The sequence below is a fragment of the Microbacterium sp. zg-Y818 genome (assembly GCF_030246905.1).
Lineage (GTDB): Bacteria > Actinomycetota > Actinomycetes > Actinomycetales > Microbacteriaceae > Microbacterium.
Genome location: NZ_CP126741.1, coordinates 366,719 through 387,277, shown reverse-complemented (window position 1 = coordinate 387,277; position 20,559 = coordinate 366,719). Strand labels below are relative to the sequence as shown.

Annotated in this window: 13 protein-coding genes and 1 pseudogene; all 14 read right to left on the bottom strand. The window is 69.3% G+C overall.

Features of this window, described 5'->3' with window-relative positions:
• Positions 1 to 237: 237 nt before the first annotated feature.
• Entirely contained in the window at positions 238 to 609 is a 372-nt protein-coding gene (locus QNO21_RS01670; protein WP_257519925.1) for an Rv0909 family putative TA system antitoxin, read from the bottom strand.
• Positions 610 to 724: 115 nt separating this feature from the next.
• Positions 725 to 1,918 (bottom strand): elongation factor Tu, encoded by a 1,194-nt coding sequence (gene tuf, locus QNO21_RS01665; protein WP_257495793.1) that lies wholly within the window; start codon positions 1,916 to 1,918, stop codon positions 725 to 727.
• 154 nt (positions 1,919 to 2,072) lie between these two features.
• On the bottom strand, positions 2,073 to 4,187 hold the full coding sequence (gene fusA, locus QNO21_RS01660) for an elongation factor G (protein WP_257495792.1): 2,115 nt from the start codon (positions 4,185 to 4,187) through the stop codon (positions 2,073 to 2,075).
• 101 nt (positions 4,188 to 4,288) lie between these two features.
• The gene (gene rpsG, locus QNO21_RS01655; RefSeq protein ID WP_257495791.1) at positions 4,289 to 4,759 is read right to left on the bottom strand and encodes a 30S ribosomal protein S7; all 471 of its coding nucleotides are present in this window, start codon (positions 4,757 to 4,759) and stop codon (positions 4,289 to 4,291) included.
• A 5-nt stretch (positions 4,760 to 4,764) separates the two neighbouring features.
• Complete coding sequence (gene rpsL / locus QNO21_RS01650; RefSeq protein ID WP_257495790.1) at positions 4,765 to 5,133, bottom strand: 30S ribosomal protein S12; 369 nt, start codon at positions 5,131 to 5,133, stop codon at positions 4,765 to 4,767.
• 236 nt (positions 5,134 to 5,369) lie between these two features.
• A complete protein-coding gene (locus QNO21_RS01645) occupies positions 5,370 to 7,004 on the bottom strand; it encodes a DUF5684 domain-containing protein (RefSeq protein ID WP_257519924.1) in 1,635 nt (544 codons plus the stop codon).
• Positions 7,005 to 7,124: 120 nt separating this feature from the next.
• A complete protein-coding gene (locus QNO21_RS01640) occupies positions 7,125 to 7,787 on the bottom strand; it encodes a spermidine/putrescine ABC transporter substrate-binding protein (RefSeq protein WP_257514347.1) in 663 nt (220 codons plus the stop codon).
• Between the two features lie 73 nt (positions 7,788 to 7,860).
• Positions 7,861 to 8,331 carry a DUF6121 family protein gene (locus QNO21_RS01635; protein ID WP_257519923.1) on the bottom strand — a complete coding sequence of 157 codons (471 nt, stop codon included), beginning with the start codon at positions 8,329 to 8,331 and terminating at the stop codon, positions 7,861 to 7,863.
• Positions 8,331 to 9,416: an ABC transporter gene (locus tag QNO21_RS01630; RefSeq protein ID WP_257519922.1), complete on the bottom strand. Its 1,086-nt coding sequence runs from the start codon at positions 9,414 to 9,416 to the stop codon at positions 8,331 to 8,333. Before QNO21_RS01630 ends, QNO21_RS01635 begins: the two co-directional genes overlap by 1 nt.
• A gap of 146 nt (positions 9,417 to 9,562) precedes the next feature.
• Positions 9,563 to 10,159, bottom strand: a complete 597-nt coding sequence (locus tag QNO21_RS01625; protein ID WP_257519921.1) for a hypothetical protein — start codon at positions 10,157 to 10,159, stop codon at positions 9,563 to 9,565.
• A gap of 141 nt (positions 10,160 to 10,300) precedes the next feature.
• Positions 10,301 to 14,176, bottom strand: a complete 3,876-nt coding sequence (gene rpoC, locus QNO21_RS01620) for a DNA-directed RNA polymerase subunit beta' (protein ID WP_257519920.1) — start codon at positions 14,174 to 14,176, stop codon at positions 10,301 to 10,303.
• A 71-nt stretch (positions 14,177 to 14,247) separates the two neighbouring features.
• The gene (gene rpoB / locus QNO21_RS01615; protein WP_257516707.1) at positions 14,248 to 17,748 is read right to left on the bottom strand and encodes a DNA-directed RNA polymerase subunit beta; all 3,501 of its coding nucleotides are present in this window, start codon (positions 17,746 to 17,748) and stop codon (positions 14,248 to 14,250) included.
• 395 nt (positions 17,749 to 18,143) lie between these two features.
• On the bottom strand, positions 18,144 to 19,721 hold the full coding sequence (locus QNO21_RS01610; protein ID WP_257519919.1) for a 5-oxoprolinase subunit B/C family protein: 1,578 nt from the start codon (positions 19,719 to 19,721) through the stop codon (positions 18,144 to 18,146).
• A pseudogene (gene pxpA / locus QNO21_RS01605) lies at positions 19,718 to 20,473 on the bottom strand (5-oxoprolinase subunit PxpA). The gene QNO21_RS01610 and the pseudogene pxpA overlap by 4 nt, the downstream one beginning before the upstream one ends.
• Positions 20,474 to 20,559: the final 86 nt, after the last annotated feature.

Below are 20,559 nucleotides of genomic sequence, written 5' to 3'. Positions count from 1 at the left end.
AAGACACGTGTTCCTCTGCGACATGTGGCCCCCCAGGACCGCCTGCAGCACGAGCTCATGCACAAGCTACAAACCGCCTTTGAGACCGTCAAGGCCCGTCGCTGATCGTGGCTGCGCACAGCGACGCCCTCGGGAGGATCTCCGAGGGCGTCGCTGTGCGCTCACGCGCGGCCCGAGCGTGCCGCCACTGAGGCGTGTCGGGTTCCAGGTTCGGCTGACGAGAACGGGGACGTGGCGTTATGCGATGCCCGCGGCTCCTGGCGCCTCGGCCGTGGGATTGTCGTCGGCGGCGGGCTTGTCTGTGGCCGGCTTGTCCGTGGCGGGGGCGGGGCTCTGCGCGTCCTTCGCCGCGGCGTCCGCCGAGGCGGCCGCTTCGGCACCGCTGCCGCCCGCGTTGCCGCCGCCCACGGCGCCGTCCACCTTCTCCCGCACGCTGTCGACCTTGGCATGGGCCGACTCGGGCGTGATCTTCTTGACGAACTCCGCCGCCGCGTTGATCACACTGTCGCTGACGTGCTCGGCCTTGTCCGAGCGCAGCGCCTGCTCGATCTTCTCCTTGTTCTGCTCGAGGAATTCCTTGCTCTTGTTCACCACGTCATCGATGCCCATGGGGTCCCCCCTGTCGGTGCGCGGACGATCCGCTCGCGTTCATCATGTCCCCGCCCCCGGACGCACGAAACCCCCCGGATCGCTCCGGGGGGTTTCGTGAAGGAACTCGAAAGAGTTACTTGATGATCTTGGTCACCGTGCCGGCGCCGACGGTGCGGCCACCCTCACGGATCGCGAAGCCGAGGCCCTCTTCCATGGCGATCGGCTGGATCAGCTCGACCGTCATGTCCGTGGTGTCACCGGGCATGACCATCTCGGTGCCCTCGGGCAGCGAGATGACGCCGGTGACGTCCGTGGTGCGGAAGTAGAACTGCGGGCGGTAGTTCGTGTAGAAGGGGTTGTGACGGCCACCCTCCTCCTTGGAGAGGATGTACGCGGTGCCCTCGAAGTCGGTGTGCGGCGTAACCGAACCCGGCTTCACGATGACCTGGCCACGCTCGACGTCGTCACGCTTGGTGCCACGCAGGAGCAGACCACAGTTCTCGCCGGCCCAGGCCTCGTCGAGCTGCTTGTGGAACATCTCGATACCGGTGACGATCGTCTTCTGCGTCGGACGCAGACCCACGATCTCGACCTCGGAGTTGATGGCCAGCGTGCCGCGCTCGGCGCGACCCGTGACGACCGTGCCACGGCCGGTGATGGTGAAGACGTCCTCGACGGGCATGAGGAACGGCTTGTCCTTGTCACGCACCGGGTCGGGGATGGACTCGTCGACGGCCTCCATGAGCTCGACGATCGACTGAACCCACTTCTCGTCGCCCTCGAGAGCCTTCAGGCCCGAGACGCGAACGACGGGGGCGTTGTCGCCATCGAAGTCCTGCGAGGAGAGAAGCTCGCGCACCTCGAGCTCGACGAGCTCCAGGATCTCCTCGTCGTCGACCATGTCCGACTTGTTCAGCGCGACCAGCAGGTACGGCACGCCGACCTGCTTGGCGAGCAGCACGTGCTCACGCGTCTGAGCCATCGGGCCGTCGGTCGCCGCGACCACGAGGATCGCGCCGTCCATCTGAGCGGCACCGGTGATCATGTTCTTGATGTAGTCGGCGTGACCGGGCGCGTCGACGTGCGCGTAGTGGCGCTTGGGGGTCTCGTACTCGACGTGCGAGATGTTGATCGTGATGCCGCGCTGACGCTCCTCGGGGGCCGAGTCGATCGACGCGAAGTCGCGCTGCACGTTGGTGGCCGACGGGTACTTGTCGGCGAGCACCTTGGAGATCGCCGCGGTCAGCGTGGTCTTGCCGTGGTCAACGTGACCGATGGTTCCGATGTTGACGTGCGGCTTGGTCCGCTCGAACTTGGCCTTAGCCACTGGGTCCTCCTCAGGACAGTCGTGTAGTGCAACGGGCGCTGGATTGCGACCGGGGCGCTACGGGGATTGGTTCAGTCTAGTAGACAGGTGGGTATTCAGTTGGGTGGATGCCGGGAGCTCACCGCGAAGGTGAGGCGAGCTCCCGGCCCCAGGGTTATTCGCCCTTGTTCTTCTGGACGATCTCGTCGGCCACCGCGCGAGGAACCTCGGCGTAGCTGTCGAATTCCATCGAGTAGACGGCACGGCCCGAGGTCTTCGAGCGCAGGTCGCCGATGTAGCCGAACATCTCGGACAGCGGCACCAGAGCGCGCACGACCTTGACGCCGGCGGCATCCTCCATCGACTGGATCTGGCCACGACGCGAGTTCAGGTCGCCGATGACGTCTCCCATGTACTCCTCGGGAGTACGCACCTCGACGCTCATGAGCGGCTCGAGGATGACGGGGTTCGCCTTGCGCAGCGCTTCCTTGAAGCCCATGGAGCCGGCGATCTTGAACGCCATCTCCGAGGAGTCCACGTCGTGCGAGGCGCCGTCGAGCAGGGTGGCCTTGACGCCCACGATGGGGTAGCCGGCGAGCACGCCGACGTTCATCGCGTCCTGGAAGCCCTGGTTGGTCGGCTCGATGTACTCGCGCGGGATGCGGCCACCGGTGACCTTGTTCTCGAACTCGTACGTCTTGTCGGCCGTGACCTCGAGCGGCTCGATCGCGAACTGGATCTTCGCGAACTGACCCGAACCACCGGTCTGCTTCTTGTGGGTGTAGTCGTGACGCTCGACGGCCTTGCGGATCGTCTCGCGGTATGCCACCTGGGGCTTGCCGACGTTCGCCTCGACGCGGAACTCGCGCTTCATGCGGTCGACCAGGATGTCCAGGTGCAGCTCGCCCATGCCCTTGATGACGGTCTGACCCGTCTCGGGGTTCAGCTCGGTGCGGAAGGTCGGGTCCTCTTCGGCCAGCTTCTGGATCGCCAGACCCAGCTTCTCCTGGTCGGCCTTGGTCTTGGGCTCGATCGCGACCTCGATGACCGGCTCGGGGAACGTCATCGACTCCAGCACGACGGGCTGCGCCGGGTCGGCCAGGGTGTCACCGGTGGTGGTGTCCTTGAGGCCGATGACGGCGTAGATGTTGCCCGCGGTGACCGAGTCGACCGGGTTCTCCTTGTTGGCGTGCATCTGGAAGATCTTGCCGATGCGCTCCTTCTTGCCCTTGGTGGAGTTGACCACCTGAGCGCCCGAGTCCAGGTGACCGGAGTACACGCGGATGTAGGTCAGGCGACCGAAGAAGGGGTGCACCGCGACCTTGAACGCCAGCGCGGCGAACGGGTCGTTGGCGTCGGGGTGGCGCTCGATGATCTTCTCTTCGTCCTTGGGGTCGTGCGCCTCGATGGCGGGCACGTCCAGGGGCGAGGGGAGGTAGTCCACGACCGCGTCGAGCATCGGCTGCACGCCGCGGTTCTTGAACGCCGAGCCGCAGAGCACGGGGTACAGGTCACCGTTGACGGTGAGCTTGCGGATCGCACCCTTGATCTCGGCGAGCGTGAGCTCCTCGCCGCCGAAGTACTTCTCCAGCAGGACCTCGTCGGTCTCGGCGACGGTCTCGAGCAGCTTCTCGCGGTACTCGGCGGCACGGTCGGCGAGGTCGGCGGGAATCTCCTGCACCTCGTACTTGGCGCCCATGGTGACGTCACCCTTGGAGTCGCCGGGCCATACCAGAGCGCGCATCTCGACGAGGTCGATGACGCCGACGAAGTCGTTCTCAGCGCCGATGGGCAGCTGCAGCACGAGGGGCTTGGCGCCCAGACGCTTGATGATGGTGTCGACGGTGAAGTAGAAGTCAGCACCCAGCTTGTCCATCTTGTTGACGAAGCAGATGCGGGGGACGTCGTACTTGTCGGCCTGACGCCAGACGGTCTCGGACTGGGGCTCGACGCCCTCCTTGCCGTCGAAGACGGCGACGGCACCGTCGAGCACGCGCAGCGAACGCTCGACCTCGACCGTGAAGTCGACGTGGCCGGGGGTGTCGATGATGTTGATCTGGTTCTTGTTCCAGAAGCAGGTCACGGCGGCAGACGTGATCGTGATGCCGCGCTCCTTCTCCTGCTCCATCCAGTCGGTGGTCGAGGCGCCGTCGTGCGTCTCACCGAGCTTGTGGTTGACGCCCGTGTAGAAGAGGATGCGCTCGGTCGTCGTCGTCTTGCCGGCATCGATGTGGGCCATGATGCCGATGTTGCGGACCTTGTTGAGGTCGGTGAGCACGTCTTGTGCCACGGGGTGTCCTTACGTTTCGTTGCGGATGTCGCGGGGTGCTGGCCCCACCGACGGGCCCAGGGGTCGGATCTTCATCCGACCCCCGGACCGTCGACGGAGGTTTACCAGCGGTAGTGGGCGAAGGCGCGGTTCGACTCGGCCATCTTGTGGGTGTCCTCACGGCGCTTGACCGCGGCACCCAGGCCGTTCGAGGCATCCAGGATCTCGTTCTGGAGGCGCTCGGTCATCGTCTTCTCACGACGACCCTTCGCGTAGCTGACGAGCCAACGCAGCGCCAGCGTGTTGGCGCGGTGAGGCTTGACCTCGACCGGCACCTGGTAGGTCGAGCCACCGACGCGGCGGCTCTTGACCTCGAGGGTGGGGCGCACGTTGTCGAGCGCCTTCTTGAGGGTGGCAACTGCGTCCTGGCCGTTCTTGGCCTCGACACCGCGCAGGGCGGTGTACACGATCGACTCGGCGATGGACTTCTTGCCATCGACGAGGATCTTGTTGACGAGCTGGCTGACGATCGGTGCGCCGTAGACCGGGTCGTTGACGACCGGGCGCTTCGGGGCGGGTCCCTTACGAGGCATCTAACTCAACCCTTCTTCGCGCCGTAGCGGCTGCGGGCCTGCTTGCGGTTCTTGACGGCCTGGGTATCCAGGGCGCCACGGACGATCTTGTAACGGACACCCGGAAGGTCCTTCACACGACCACCGCGCACGAGCACCAGCGAGTGCTCCTGCAGGTTGTGTCCCTCACCGGGGATGTAGGCGGTGACCTCGGTGCCGTTGCGGAGCTTGACACGGGCGACCTTGCGCATCGCCGAGTTCGGCTTCTTCGGCGTGGTCGTGTAGACGCGGGTGCAGACCCCGGCCTGCTGCGGGTTCGACTTCAGGGCGGGAGCCTTGGTCTTGACGACCTTCGGCGAGCGACCCTTGCGAACCAACTGCTGAATGGTTGGCACGTTCTCTCCTTGTAATGCTGCACGGTGACAGCGTCGTGGTTTCACCACAGATCCACCGGCGCGGCGGGAATCGCCGAGCGTTCGTGGTGGATATGCCGTGGGGGTGGCCTGTTCGCAGACCGGTCCCTCAGGTGCGGCGCGTTCCGTGCTCGTCCCGTACCACGGCACGACACAGAGCGCGCAATGCGCACACCCGCTCCATGATACGCGCGCGGGGCCAAGCGGTCAAACGGCGGTCACCCGTCGGTGCGCACCAGCCGGTAGGCGGCGTCACCCAGCAGGAACCGCTCCCCCGGCGCGAGCTCGGCGCCCGGCTCGGCCTCGACCTCGGTACCCATGAGGGTCGGCAGCATGACGCCGTTCGTCGAGCCGAGGTCGGTGATGCTCCAGCGGTCGCCGCGCAGCTCGAGCCGCGCATGGGTCTTAGAGACGGTGCGGGTGTCGTCGGGGACGGCGACCAGCTGTGCGCCGCGGTGGGCGGGGTCGGATGCCGGCTGGCGTCCGAGGATCACGACGTCGGCGGTCAGGTCGATCGCGGCGCCCGACGCGGGCTGGAGCGCCCACACCACCCGGCGACGGCGGGCGATCACCGTCTGGTCGACGAAGTCCTCGGGCGCCCCGGCCCGCGTCACGTCGCCCCGGGCCGCGCGCGGCGCCCCCGCGACGGGGGCACCGGCGACCGCCGAGACCTCGTCGTCGGTGTCGAGGGGGAATTCCGGGCCCGGGGTGGCGACGTCGCGCCGCGGTGCGGCGGGCGCACGGGTGACGCGCAGCGCGGGGTCGATGTCGACCGGGGCGGTGCGCAGTCGCGCGCGGGAGGCCGGGGCGACCGCGGCGACCGGCTCCGCGGCAGCGCGCGGCGGCGAAGCGTCACCGGTCCGGGCGCGCTCGGGACCGGTCGCGCCGTCTTCCATCAGGGCGGGCATGCCCGTGGCCACGGGGCGAGCGGGCACCGGCTCGCCCTCCGGCGGTTGGGAGATCGCCGACACCTCGTCGAACCCGCTCGCCCACCGCTGGTCGAACGAGGCGGCGGACGGGGTCGCGGGTGCCACCGGTTCCGGCGTGGGCGGCGGCGCCGGCGCCCACGGAACGGGATCGGCAGACCGGGCATCGGGCTGGGTGGGTCCTGCGGAATCGGTAGCAGGGTCGGAGCCGGAATCGTCGGCGGGCGCGACCGCTGCCGCCGCGACGCGGTCGACAGGGGCCGTCGGCACCCGTGATGGCGGAGCCCACGCCGACGCCGCCGCAGGGGCGGGTGCGGGGGCGCCGACCTCCTCGGCCGGCACGTGCGTCGACGACGGCACGGGCTGCGAGGACGGCACCGGCTGCGAGGACGGCACCGGCTGCGCGGAAGGCTCGTCATCGGCGACGGGGGCCGGCTGCGAGGCGCCCGGCGCTGTGACGGGGACCGGCGCGAGCGCATCGCGGTCCGCGATCGCGTCGCCCGAGGCGGCGTCGCCGATGCGGGCGTAGGCCGGCGCGCTCACGGCATCCGTCCTCTGCCAGCGCGCGACGCCGAACCCGACGACGCTCGCCCACACCGGGAACAGCACGGCGGCCAGCAGCGTCATACCGCCGCCGAGACCGAACGCCCGGTTGATGCGGTGGACGGCGACGATCGTCGCCACCCAGAACGCCACCGCCCCGAGGACCGGGATCAGCACGAGCAGGAACAACCACCCGGACATGCCGGCGACCATCAGCAGGGTCACCTGGTTGACGATCGGGACCCAGGCGCGCCAGGTCTCCTGGCCCATCTTGGCGAAGACGGCGGAGAGGGCCAGGGCGGTCCACACGTACACGGCGACCGCGGGGATCACACCGAGCAGCAGAACGAGCACGAGGGGGGCGGTCGAGAAGCTATCGGACACGATGGTCTCGGACGCGACGCCGCGTCCACGCCTCCTCCCAGACAAGCCGCGCGGGAAGCCCCGCGACGCACGATGCCTCCACCATAGGGCCGGCGACGACCCCGCCGTCACTCGAGCACGTCACGCCGGCTCCGCGCCGTCCAGGTCAGGTCCGAAGGGGGCGTCGAGCGACCGGGTCAGCTCATCGAGCATCGCGGTGATCTGCGGTTCGACGTACTGCGTCACCCCCGCCTGGATGCGCAGGCGATGGCGCAGCAGCACGGCGCAGATCTCCCGGCCGATCATGTTGGCGTAGTCGTCCGCCAGGCCCACCTCCTGTCGGAGCGCGGCCTTGGCCTCGGGGCTGAGAGGAGGCAGCTCCGGCACGTCCGCTTCCGCCTCCTCCGCCATGCCCGCGATGGTGAAGAGGAACGGGGCGCCGGGGACGGGCTCCGGATCCAGCGGCAGCCCTTCGAATTCCGGCTCCAGGTTCTCGGCCGGGCGGTAGCTGCGCGCCCGGTTGCGGGCCGCCTGCTGGTCGAGCTCGGCCTGCAGCATCGGCAGGTTCTGCGAGGTGTATTGCGCGACCGCGTGGTCGACGATGGTCTTGATGCGCGTGGACAACCCGTGCTGCACGCCGTGCGGAACATCGGAGCCGAGTCCCGCCGCCGACAGCACCGGCGAGCCGAAGCACCGCCGGCACGGCGCGATGCGGCCCCGGTGCGTGGCCGGCTCCCAGCGCGGCAGCCAGCGCAGCCAGGCGTCGACGGCCTGGCTGACCTGCGTCTCAAGCGAGCGCTCCACCGTCACATTCTCGCCTGCCGCGGCCCCGGGCGCACTGATCGCCCCGCCGCGGCGGTGGCGATCCGCCCCGTGTTCACTCGTCCTCGTCGTTCTCCCAGGGCCAGCGGGGCCGGTCGGCCCGCGTGCGCACGAGTGCGACGGCGGCCCACCCCGCGACCGCTCCGACGGCGGCGACCACGACGGCGAACCACGACAGCACGAAGCTCCCCGTCAGCGCTGCCAGCAGCCCCGCGTCGACACCGGCGACCACCACCCCGATGACGAGACCGAGGACGTAGCCGAGAAACGCCATGAGCGCGGTCAGTGCCGCGACGCCGTACGACGGACGCGGCGCCCGCAGCGTGATGACCAGCACGAGGGCGACTGCCACGATCGAGACCGCCGCGCCCACGACGCCGGGAATGGGCCCGGCGCCGGGCGCCACGAGCACGCTCCTGTTACTGACGAGGCTCGTCACGCCCAGCCCGCAGACGAGGAGTGCGAAGTATCCGACCAGCGCGAAGACGATCGCCGTAGCCGGCGCCATCCCCTCGCGCTCGGGCATCAGGGGCGGTACAGCTGCGGCCCGGCCTCGAGCGTGCGCTCGTATTCGCGCTGCGCCTCGGCGTTCAGCTCGGTGACGCGCCGACCGCGCGCGGACACCCACGCGCCGAACCAGATGGTCAGTTCGCGTCCCAGGATGAAGGCGACGGCCGCCAGCGGCACCAGCAGCTGCTCGTCGACCAGGTCGCGCGCTTCGCTCGGGCTCAGCAGCCAGAACGGCGCCTGGAAGAGCTGCCCCAGCAGGTGTCCGCCGTACGAGGCGAAGCCCACGAGCAGACCGAAGATCACCCAGTGCGCCCAGCGGCCGCGGTTGATGACGGCGCCCAGCAGCCAGAAGGCGAGGAAGAACACCACGACGGGCACCCAGAACGCCCAGGTGACGAGGATGTCCAGGGTCACGTCGACGAGGCTCTCGGCCGTGACCTCGCCCTCGATCGCACCGAAGCCCAGCCACGCGGCGAGGTACAGCACGGCGAAGGCGACGGCGGCGACGAGGCCGATGGCACCTGCGGCGCCGCGGTTGCCGCGGGGGCGCGGCGCTTCGGGCGCCTGCACGAAGATCGGCTGCGGGCTGCCGGCGAAGCCGACGGCCGGCTCGCTCTGGGTGAGGACGGGCGAGTCGTACGGCACCGCGGCGGGCGGCTGGTACTCGTCAGCGACAGAAGCGCCAGAGGCGGTGGTCTCGGGCGCGTCGTACGTCGTGACACGCTCGGCCGCGACAACCTCGGAGACGTCGTAGACGGGGCTCTGGGCGGCGTCGTAGCCCGAAGAGCTTGCCGGCTGGGCGTCGGTCATGTCGCGCACCGGCGCCACAGGCTCGGCCGGGTCGTAGCCGGCGGCAGCGTAGTCGTCGTCGGTGGGCTCGTAGTCCGGCGACAGCGGGTCGCGGGTGTCGGTCGCCGCGACGGGCTCCGACGCGGCGGGCTCCGTCGCGGACGGTGCCGACGCGGAGTCGGTCGGGTAGCCCTCGGCGGTGGCATCGCGGCCGGCGGCTTCCGCCTCGGCCAGACCCTCGTGGGCGCGTCCGACGACGTCGTCCACCGAGGTGGGTTCCTCCACCGGCTCGCCGTACTTCGGGTCGGTCATGGGATGCACTCCTCCTGCGGAGACACGTGCCACCGCAGTGCCGAGGCTAACGCCCACACCGGCCGGGGCCGCGCAGGCGTGCCGTCGTGTGTCGGACTCGGTGCGCCGATGCCTTCAGACACGGCCTCGATGCGGCAGCGACGAGCTCAGTCGCGCCAGACCGCCTCGGCCACGCGGGAGGCATAGCGTTCGGGATGCCATGCGGTCTCGACCGTCGACAGCCATCGGCCGTCGCCGAGCTCGAGGGTCTCGAAGACGTCGCCCTCCGCCCGCGTACAGCGCATCCGGTCGTCCGTCACCGTTGCGCAGCCGTAGCCGAGGCCGGGCAGCATCGACTGGGCCAGCTCCCCCGCGTCGGTGCCGGCGTCGGCGAGAGTGGTGACGATGGTGCCCGTCTCGGAGGTCCAGGTGCACGTGAAGCGCACTTCCGGGGCCACGGAGTCCACCAGGTCGCCGGCCGTGACAGCCGGCCCGGAGCGGTCCTCCACCAGATCGGACCCGGGCTCCCACGACAGGCCCGCCCACAGCGCATCGGAGTACAGCCTGCGGCAGTCGGCGGGACCCTCCGACAGGTTCTCCTCATCACCGGCCTCGGCGCTCTGCCCGCCCAGCGTGTCACCGGCGGCGTTCACGACGGCCGGAAGCACCGGCCACGCCAGCCACACGAGGCCCGCCACCACCCCCGCGCTCAGGATGCCGAACGTCCACGCCAGCCACGCGCTGCGCTCACCCCTCCTGGACATGGTCACCTCCGTGCCCACGGTAGTCGTCGGCGGCGGTGCGGCGCCATGGGCGCGCGGACGACGAAGCGCCCCCGGAATGAACCGGGGGCGCTTGGTGTCACTGCGCGGGGCGGTGGGGCCGCCGAAGCGGCCCCACCCGCATCAGTTGTAGGTGCCGGGCGTGAAGTCGTCCGTCGAGAAGCTGTCGAAATCGACGTAGCTCAGGTCGGCATCGCTGTACGTGCCGTCCGAGGCGAAGATGCGGTTGGGGTACCGCTCGCTCTTGGCCTCTTCCGTCGCCTCGACGGCGACGTTGCGGTACTTCGCAAGTCCCGTTCCGGCGGGGATGAGCTTTCCGATGATGACGTTCTCCTTGAGACCGACCAGGGGGTCGCTGCGACCCTCCATCGCCGCCTGCGTGAGCACGCGGGTGGTCTCCTGGAACGATGCGGCCGACAGCCACGATTCGGTCGCGAGCGACGCCTTCGTGATACCCATCAGCTCGGGGCGACCCGATGCGGGACGCTTGCCCTCGGCGACCGCTTCGCGGTTCATGTTCTGGTAGCGCTTGAAGTCCACCAGCTCACCCGGAAGCAGCGTCGTCTCACCGTGGTCGACGACCGTCACCTTGCGCAGCATCTGGCGCACGATGACCTCGATGTGCTTGTCGTGGATCGGCACACCCTGCGAGCGGTACACGCCCTGCACGCCGTTGACGAGGTACTTCTGCACCTCGCGGGCGCCCATGACACGCATGACCTCCTTGGGGTCGAGCGTGCCGACCTGCAGGGGCTGGCCGACCGTGACGTGCTGGCCGTCCTCGACCAGCAGCGTCGCGCGCTTGAGCACGGGGTAGACGTGCGGCTCGTCGCCGTTGTCGGGCGTCAGGATGACCTTCTTGGCCTTGTCCGTCTCGTCGATCGTGATGCGTCCGGCGGACTCTGCGATCGGCGATGCACCCTTGGGGGTGCGCGCCTCGAACAGCTCCTGCACGCGGGGCAGACCCTGCGTGATGTCGTCGGCCGAGGCCGAACCACCGGTGTGGAAGGTACGCATCGTCAGCTGCGTGCCGGGCTCACCGATCGACTGGGCGGCGATGATGCCGACCGCCTCGCCGATGTCGACGATCTTGCCGGTGGCCAGCGAACGGCCGTAGCAGTTCGCGCACACGCCGACGGCGGAGTCGCAGGTGAGCACCGAGCGGACCTTGATGGTCTCGACGCCGGCCTCGACCAGCTTGTCGATGAGCACGTCGCCCACGTCGTCACCGGCAGCGGCGACGATCGCGCCCTGGGCGTCGACCACGTCGGCGGCGAGCGTGCGGGCGAACACGGAGTTCTCCACGTTCTCGTCGCGACGCAGCGTGCCGTCGGCACCGGGGGCCGCGATGGTGAACTCCAGGCCCTTGCTCGTGCCGCAGTCCTCCTCGCGGATGATGACGTCCTGCGAGACGTCCACCAGGCGTCGGGTCAGGTAACCCGAGTCGGCGGTACGCAGGGCGGTGTCGGCCAGACCCTTACGGGCACCGTGCGTGGCGATGAAGTACTCCGCCACCGACAGACCCTCGCGGTACGAGGAGATGATCGGACGCGGGATGATCTCACCCTTGGGGTTGTTCACCAGGCCTCGCATACCCGCGATGTTGCGGATCTGCAGCCAGTTACCACGGGCGCCGGAGCTGACCATGCGGTTGATGGTGTTGTCGGCCGGGAAGTTGTCCCGCATGGCCTTCTGCACCTCGTCGGTCGCCTCGGTCCAGATCTTGATGAGCTCCTGACGACGCTCGGCGTCGGTGGTGAGACCCTTCTCGAACTGCGCGGTGACCTTCGCGGCCTGCTTCTCGTAGCCGGCGACGATCTCGGCCTTGTTCGGCGGCGTCAGGATGTCGCTGAGGGCGACGGTGACACCCGAACGGGTGGCCCAGTAGAAGCCGGCATCCTTGATGCGGTCCAGCGAAGCTGCGACCTCGACCTTGGGGTACTCCTCGGCCAGCTTGTTGACGATCTGCGACAGCTTGCCCTTGTCGGCCTGCTCGCGAACGAACGGGTAGCCCTTGGGAAGGGTGTCGTTGAAGATCGCCTGGCCGAGCGAGGCGTCCACGAGACCGTGGCGCTCGTAGCCCTCGGGCGCTTCGCCCTCGAGGAACGACAGACCGCGGATGCGGATGCGGACCTTCGCCTGCAGGTCGAGGGTGCCCTCGTCCTTGGCCAGGATCGCCTCGCCGACGGAGCCGAACACGCGACCCTCGCCGGTGGCGCCCTCCTTGACCGTGGTCAGGTGGTGGAGGCCGATGATCATGTCCTGCGAGGGCAGGGTCACCGGGCGGCCGTCGGACGGCTTCAGGATGTTGTTCGACGCCAGCATCAGGATGCGGGCCTCGGCCTGGGCCTCGACCGACAGCGGCAGGTGCACGGCCATCTGGTCACCGTCGAAGTCGGCGTTGAACGCGGCACACACCAGCGGGTGGAGCTGGATGGCCTTGCCCTCGACGAGCTGCGGCTCGAACGCCTGGATGCCGAGGCGGTGAAGCGTCGGCGCACGGTTGAGCAGCACGGGGCGCTCGCGGATGATCTCCTCGAGCACGTCCCAGACCTCGGGACGGGTGCGCTCGACGGCGCGCTTGGCGGCCTTGATGTTCTGCGAGTGACCCAGGTCGATCAGGCGCTTGATGACGAACGGCTTGAACAGCTCCAGCGCCATCTGCTTGGGAAGACCGCACTGGTGCAGCTTGAGCTGGGGTCCGACGATGATGACCGAACGGCCCGAGTAGTCCACGCGCTTGCCGAGCAGGTTCTGACGGAACCGGCCCTGCTTGCCTTTGAGCATGTCGGACAGCGACTTCAGCGCACGGTTGCCGGTACCGGTGACCGGACGACCGCGGCGGCCGTTGTCGAACAGCGCGTCGACGGCCTCCTGCAGCATGCGCTTCTCGTTGTTGACGATGATGTCGGGGGCACCGAGATCGATCAGGCGACGCAGGCGGTTGTTGCGGTTGATCACGCGGCGGTACAGGTCGTTCAGGTCGCTGGTCGCGAAGCGGCCACCGTCCAGCTGCACCATCGGGCGCAGCTCCGGCGGGATCACCGGGACGACGTCGAGCACCATGGCGGCCGGGCTCATGCCCGTCGACAGGAACGAGTTGACGACCTTCAGGCGCTTGATCGCGCGGATCTTGCGCTGACCCTTGCCCTCGGAGATCTGCAGGTGCAGGTTCTCGGCCTCAGCGGCCAGGTCGAACTCCTCCAGGCGACGCTTGATGGACTCTGCGCCCATGTGCGCCTCGAAGTACTGGCCGAAGCGGTCCTGCAGCTCGTAGAAGACGTCGTCTTCCTGCTTCAGGTTTCCGACCTCGAGGGTGCGGAACTCCTCCCAGACCCGCTCGAGCTTCGAGATCTGCTCGTCGAAGTTCTTGCGGATGGATGCCATCTCCTTCTCGGCGGCATCCTTGACCTTCTTCTTCTGGTCGGCCTTGGCGCCCTCCGCTTCCAGCGCGGCGAGCTCCTCTTCCAGCTTCGCCAGGCGGGTGGCGACGCGGGAATCGCGGCGGTCGCCGAGGTTCTTCATCTCCAGGCGCAGGTTCGACTCGTGCGTCGGCAGGTCGCGGTGGCGCGCGTCCTCATCGACCGAGATGACCATGTAGGCGGCGAAGTAGATGACCTTCTCGAGGTCCTTCGGCGCCATGTCCAGCAGGTACCCGAGGCGCGAGGGAACGCCCTTGAAGTACCAGATGTGGGTCACGGGAGCGGCGAGCTCGATGTGGCCCATGCGCTCGCGACGGACGGAGCTCTTGGTGACCTCCACGCCGCAGCGCTCGCAGACGATGCCCTTGAAGCGGACCCGCTTGTACTTGCCGCAGGCGCACTCCCAGTCGCGGGAGGGACCGAAGATCTGCTCGCCGAAGAGGCCGTCCTTCTCGGGCTTGAGCGTGCGGTAGTTGATGGTTTCGGGCTTCTTGACCTCGCCGAAGGACCAACGACGGATGTCGTCGGCAGTGGCAAGACCGATGCGAAGCTCATCGAAAGATGTTGCGTCGAGCACTAGTTCTCCTGTGTCTCAGAAAGTTTTCGGTGATCGAGGGGCCGCAGGGCGGCCCCTCGGGATCGTCCGGGTCAGATCTCGTCGATCGACGTCGACTCGAACCGGGTGGAGATGTTGATTCCGAGCTCCTCCGCGGCGCGGAACGCCTCGTCGTCGCCGTCGCGGAGATTGACCGCCGTGCCGTCTGCCGAGAGGACCTCGACGTTCAGGCAGAGCGACTGCATCTCCTTCATCAGAACCTTGAAGGACTCGGGGATGCCGGGCTCCTGGATGTTCTCGCCCTTGACGATCGCCTCGTAGACCTTGACGCGGCCCACGATGTCGTCGGACTTGATCGTGAGGAGCTCCTGCAGCGCGTAGGCGGCGCCGTAGGCCTCGAGGGCCCACACCTCCATCTCACCGAAGCGCTGGCCACCGAACTGTGCCTTACCACCCAGCGGCTGCTGCGTGATCATCGAGTACGGGCCGGTGGAGCGCGCGTGGATCTTGTCGTCCACGAGGTGGTGCAGCTTCAGGATGTACATGTACCCGACCGAGATCGGGGCGGGGAACGGCTCTCCGGAGCGGCCGTCGAACAGCAGCGTCTTTCCGGTGGAGTCGATGAGACGCTCGCCGTCGCGGTTGACCAGGGTCGAATCCAGCAGACCCGCGATCTCCTGCTCGAACGCACCGTCGAACACCGGGGTGGCGACCTTCGTGCCGGGGGCTGCCTCGAAGGCCTCCTGCGGCAGGTTGGCTGCCCACTCCGGGGTGCCCTCGACCTTCCAGCCCTGCTGGGCGATCCAGCCGAGGTGAAGCTCGAGCACCTGGCCGAAGTTCATTCGACCGGGGATGCCGAGCGGGTTCAGCACGACCTGCACGGGCGTGCCGTCCGCCAGGAACGGCATGTCCTCGACGGGGAGGATCTTCGCGATGACGCCCTTGTTGCCGTGACGGCCGGCGAGCTTGTCACCCTCGGTGATCTTGCGCTTCTGGGCGATGTAGACCACGACCCGGCGGTTGACGCCCGAGCCGAGCTCGTCGTCGCCGTCCTCGGCGTTGAACTCCTTGACGGCGATGATCGTGCCCTGCTCGCCGTGGGGAACCTTCAGCGACGTGTCGCGCACCTCGCGGCTCTTCTCGTTGAAGATCGCGCGCAGCAGACGCTCCTCGGCGCTCAGCTCGGTCTCGCCCTTGGGCGTGACCTTGCCGACGAGGATGTCGCCGGGGCGGACCTCGGCGCCGATGCGGACGATGCCGCGCTCGTCGAGGTCCTTCAGCAGCTCGGGGCTGACGTTGGGGAGGTCACGGGTGATCTCCTCCTTGCCCAGCTTCGTGTCGCGGGCGTCGACCTCGTACTCCTCGATGTGGATCGAGGAGAGGGTGTCGTCCTTCACCAGGTCCTGGCTGAGGATGATCGCGTCCTCGAAGTTGTGACCCTCCCACGTCATGAACGCGACGAGGAGGTTCTTGCCGAGCGCGAGCTCGCCGTTCTCCGTCGCCGGGCCGTCGGCGATGACCTCGCCGGCCTCGATGCGGTCGCCCGCCGAGACGATGACGCGCTGGTTGTAGCTGGTGCCCTGGTTGGAGCGGTCGAACTTGCGCAGGAAGTAGTCCTGCGTGCCGCCCTCGTCCAGCTGCACGGTCACGACGTCGGCCGAAACCTCCATGACCACGCCGGACTTCTCGGCGGTGACGACGTCACCGGCGTCGATGGCCGCGTAGCCCTCCATACCGGTTCCGACGACGGGCGACTCGCTGCGCAGCAGCGGGACGGCCTGACGCTGCATGTTCGCACCCATGAGGGCGCGGTTCGCGTCGTCGTGCTCGAGGAAGGGGATGAGCGACGTCGCGACCGACACCATCTGGCGCGGCGAGACGTCCATGTAGCCGATCTCGTCGGCGGGGAACAGGTCGACCTCGCCACCCTGACCGCGACGGGCGAGCACGCGCTCGTCGGCGAAGGCGCCGTCTTCCTCGAGCTCCACACCGGCCTGGGCGACGATGTAGTCGCTCTCCTCGCTGGCGGTGAGGTAGTCGATCTGGTCGGTGACCCGGCCATCGACGACCTTGCGGTACGGCGTCTCGATGAAGCCGAACGCGTTGATGCGGGCGAACGACGCGAGCGAGCCGATCAGGCCGATGTTCGGGCCTTCCGGGGTCTCGATCGGGCACATGCGGCCGTAGTGCGAGGGGTGGACGTCACGGACCTCGACGCCGGCACGCTCACGGGACAGACCGCCGGGGCCCAGCGCCGACAGGCGGCGCTTGTGGGTGAGCCCTGCGAGCGGGTTGTTCTGGTCCATGAACTGCGACAGCTGCGACGTGCCGAAGAACTCCTTGATCGCGGCGACGACGGGGCGCACGTTGATCAGGGTCTGCGGCGTGATCGCCTCGATGTCCTGCGTGGTCATGCGCTCGCGGACGACGCGCTCCATGCGCGACAGACCGGTGCGGACCTGGTTCTGGATGAGCTCGCCGACCGCGCGGATGCGACGGTTGCCGAAGTTGTCGATGTCGTCGACGTCGAGACGGATCTCGGCGGGCTGGCCATTGCGGATGCCGTCGAACGTGGCGTCACCGCGGTGCAGGCGCACGAGGTACTTGATCGTCGCGACGATGTCGTCGACGGTCAGCACCGAGTCGCTCAGCGGCTTGTCCAGGCCCAGCTTCTGGTTGATCTTGTAGCGACCGACCTTCGCCAGGTCGTAGCGCTTGGAGTTGAAGTAGAAGTTGTCCAGCAGCGCGCGGGCGGCTTCGGCGGCGACCTGCTCGCCCGGACGGAGCTTGCGGTAGATGTCGCGGAGGGCGTCTTCCTTCGTGAGGATCGTGTCCTTGGACAGCGTCTCCTCGATGGAGTCGAACCCGGCGAACTCCGCCATGATGTCCTCGCTGGAAAGGCCGAGGGCCTTCAGGAACACCGTGACGGACTGCTTGCGCTTGCGGTCGATGCGCACGCCGACCTGGTCGCGCTTGTCGATCTCGAACTCGAGCCAGGCACCGCGGCTGGGGATGACACGAGCGGAGACGATGTCCTTGTCGGACGTCTTGTCGGGCGTCTTGTCGAAGTAGACACCCGGCGAACGCACGAGCTGCGAGACGACGACGCGCTCGGTGCCGTTGATGATGAACGTGCCCTTGCCGGTCTGCAGGGGGAAGTCGCCCATGAAGACGGTCTGGGTCTTGATCTCACCGGTGAGGTGGTTCATGAACTCGGCCTCGACGTACAGCGGGGCGGCGTACGTCTTGCCGCGCTCCTTGCACTCCTCGATCGAGTACTTCTCGGGCTCGAGATACGGGTTCGTGAACGACAGCTGCATCGTCTCGCCGAGGTCCTCGATCGGCGAGATCTCCTCGAAGATCTCCTCCAGACCGCTGATCTCGGGGACATCGGTGCGGCCCTGGGCCTGCGCGTCGGCGACGCGGGCCTTCCAGGCGTCGTTGCCGACGAGCCAGTCGAAGGACTCCGTCTGAAGCGCCAGGAGGTCGGGGACCTCCAGCGTGTCGGAGATCTTCGCGAACGACAGGCGGGATGCGCCGCGTCCGTTCTTGAGGTTGGTGGTGGGGTTGGATGCGTTGCGCGCAGCAGCCAAGGGGATTACCTCCGTGGGCCCGGGAAGGGCTCGTTTTCCTTGTCGTCAGGTGGAGTGCTCCCCTCGAATCCCGAAGCCTGACGACCGCACGCCGCGGTGAAGCGGGGGAACGCAGGCACAGCCGACCACCATATGAGGGCAAGGGGAAGGGAGCGCAAAGAACAACTATATGCCGCACGACGCGCCATGTCCAGCCGGATTCTTGACGAGGTGTGCATGCTGCGGTATAACCGCGCGGCATCCCTCTGATTCTGGGGGGTGAACCTGGTGTCCGGCTGGATGTCAGGCGCCGGGGTTGCGCTCGGAACAGGAGATATCGCGCAAACAGGACGTTCTGGCGGCATGCGTCCTGTGCCGGGGAGGTCTCCTGTGGCGGGGCGCGGGGGAAGCGCCCGTCAGCGGACGGGGCGCGCGTGCCGGAAGCGCACCTGGCGGCCCGGCAGGGCCTGGGCGAGGGCGTCGAGGGCGGCATCCGTCGCGACGGCGATGACGGGGTAACCGCCGGTGACCGGGCCGTCGACGCCGAGGATCGTGGGGCGCCCGCCCGGAGGCACCTGCAGAGCGCCGGGCACCATGGCCTCGCTGGGGAGCTCCCCCGAACGCAGGCGGGCAAGGGCGGGTCCGTCGAGGCGGATGCCGACGCGGTCGGCATCGGCGGTGACGGTCCAGGTGGTCTCGTACAGGGTGTGAAGCGCCGTCGGCGCGAACCAGTCGGCGCGGGGGCCGGGCGCGAGGTCGAGCTCGAGCACCCCGGCTGGGGGCGGCCCCCACGGATGCAGGTCCAGCGGCGGGATGTCGCCGGCGGCGTCCGCGGCGAGCGCGAGCACGTCGCCCGCGGCGAGCGGGGCCGGTCCCAGCCCGGCGAGCACGTCCGTCGACCGGGAGCCGGCCACCCGGGGGCCGTCGAACCCGCCCCGCACCGCGAGGTACGCCCGCGCCCCGGCCGTGAACCGTTCGACGTGCAGCTCTTCGCCCGCCGGCCACGGGAAAGGCACGTACGGGTCAACGGCGCGCCCGGCCACCGCGATCGGGCCCCACGCGCCGGTGACCACGGCGACGAGGTCGCGGGCGGCGCGCAGCCGGCATCCACCCATCGTCACCTCGATCGCCGCGGCGCGCTCGTCGCCTCCGACCAGCCGGTTCGCGGTGCGCAGCGCCCCGCGGTCGGCGGCGCCCGAGCGGGCGATGCCCTCGGCCGCGTGACCCGGACGTCCCAGGTCCTGCAGGGTCGCGAGCGGGCCAGGCGCCACGACTTCCACGGCGGCCGGCTCCCCGTGAGACCGCATCTGACGGCCGAGGCGTGGGGAAGTTTCCGCTGTCTCGGCCACCGGATGCGGTTTCAGCGACGGGGCGGGGGCGGCGGGGGCGAAGCGCACGCGGCGACCGGGCGTCAGGAGCACGGGGGATGCCGCGGCGGGGTCGAACAGCGTCGCGTCGGTGTGGCCGATGATGCGCCATCCGCCGGGTGTCGCGCGGGGGTAGGCGCCCGAGAAGCCGCCGGCCAGCCCGACGCTGCCCGCGGGCACCCGCGTGCGCGGCGTCGGCAGTCGCGGCACGTCGAAGGGCCAGTCGTCGCTGACGAGGTAGCCGAAGCCCGGCGCGAAGCCGGTGAACGCGACCGTCCACCTCGCCTCGCGGTGGCGGCGCACGACTTCGTCCACGGTGACGCCCAGGGCCTCGGCGGTCTCGGCGAGGTCGGGGCCGTCGTACCGGATCGGCACCACGACCTCACCGGCATCCACCGTCGCGGTCGGAGCCGGCGGCGCGTGGGCGATCCACGTGCGGGCCGCCGCGAGCGACAGCACCGCCGGGTCCACCTGCACGAGCACGGTGCGCGCCGCGGGCACGACGTCGACGACGCCGGCGGGGCGGGACGCGTGAAGCCGGGCGTGCAGGTCGCGGGCGGCGGAGGGGGAATCGACCTCGGCCAACAGCGCCGCCCGGCCGAAGGGAAGGATACGCGGCGGGCTCACCACGGCGCGCGCACCGCCACGCCTTCGGCGGTGAGCGCCCGTCGCGCGGCGAGGGCCATGGCCACCGCGCCCGGAGAGTCGCCGTGGACGCAGAGCGACGCGGCATCGGTCACCACCACCGTGCCGTCGACGGCCACCACCGTCCCCTCGACGGCGAGGCGCACCGCGCGCTCGGCGACCTCCGCGGCGTCGTGCAGCAGCGCTCCGGGCTCGCCGCGGGCGACGAGCGTGCCGTCGGCACGGTAGCCGCGGTCGAGGAACGCCTCGCGCACGAACGCGAGTCCTGCCGCCACCGCGGCCACGGCGATCTCGCCGTCGAGCCCCAGCACCGGCACGGCCCGCCCCAGCCGCGCGGAGAGCTCGGCGACGGATGCCGCCACGGCCTCGGCCGCCGCCCGCTCGGCGGACACCGCGTGTTACAGGGCGCCGTGCGGCTTGACGTACCGGATGTCGGCCCCGGCCGCGGCGAGCGCGTCGAGCTGCGCGGTGACGTCGGCACGCAGCTGGGCGGCGCCGACATCGATGCGCACGCGACCGAAGTTCGCCGTGTCGCGGAACGACGGGTGCGCCCCCACCGCGACGGCTCCGGCTTCGGCCGCGGCCACCGCCACGCGCATCGAGGCGTCGTCTCCGGCGTGACCGCCGCACGCGATGCTGGCGCTGGAGACCACGGTGAACATCGCGGCGTCGTCGGCCGTGGGCTCGCCCCGGACCGTCTCGCCGAGATCGGCGTTGAGGTCGATCGCGTGCATGCGACCACGGTAGTGCGCGCGGCGACGGGCCACCGCGCGTTACGAGTGCGTAAAGGCTGGCGCGCGGGCAGTGCGCCGCACCCCCG

Coding starts and splice junctions, on each gene's coding strand:
- QNO21_RS01630 (WP_257519922.1), bottom strand. CDS start 9,416: ATGACCGACCCGAAGTACGGCGAGCCGGTGGAGGAACCCACCTCGGTG.
- rpsG (WP_257495791.1), bottom strand. CDS start 4,759: ATGCCTCGTAAGGGACCCGCCCCGAAGCGCCCGGTCGTCAACGACCCG.
- QNO21_RS01625 (WP_257519921.1), bottom strand. CDS start 10,159: ATGTCCAGGAGGGGTGAGCGCAGCGCGTGGCTGGCGTGGACGTTCGGC.
- QNO21_RS01635 (WP_257519923.1), bottom strand. CDS start 8,331: ATGCCCGAGCGCGAGGGGATGGCGCCGGCTACGGCGATCGTCTTCGCG.
- QNO21_RS01670 (WP_257519925.1), bottom strand. CDS start 609: ATGGGCATCGATGACGTGGTGAACAAGAGCAAGGAATTCCTCGAGCAG.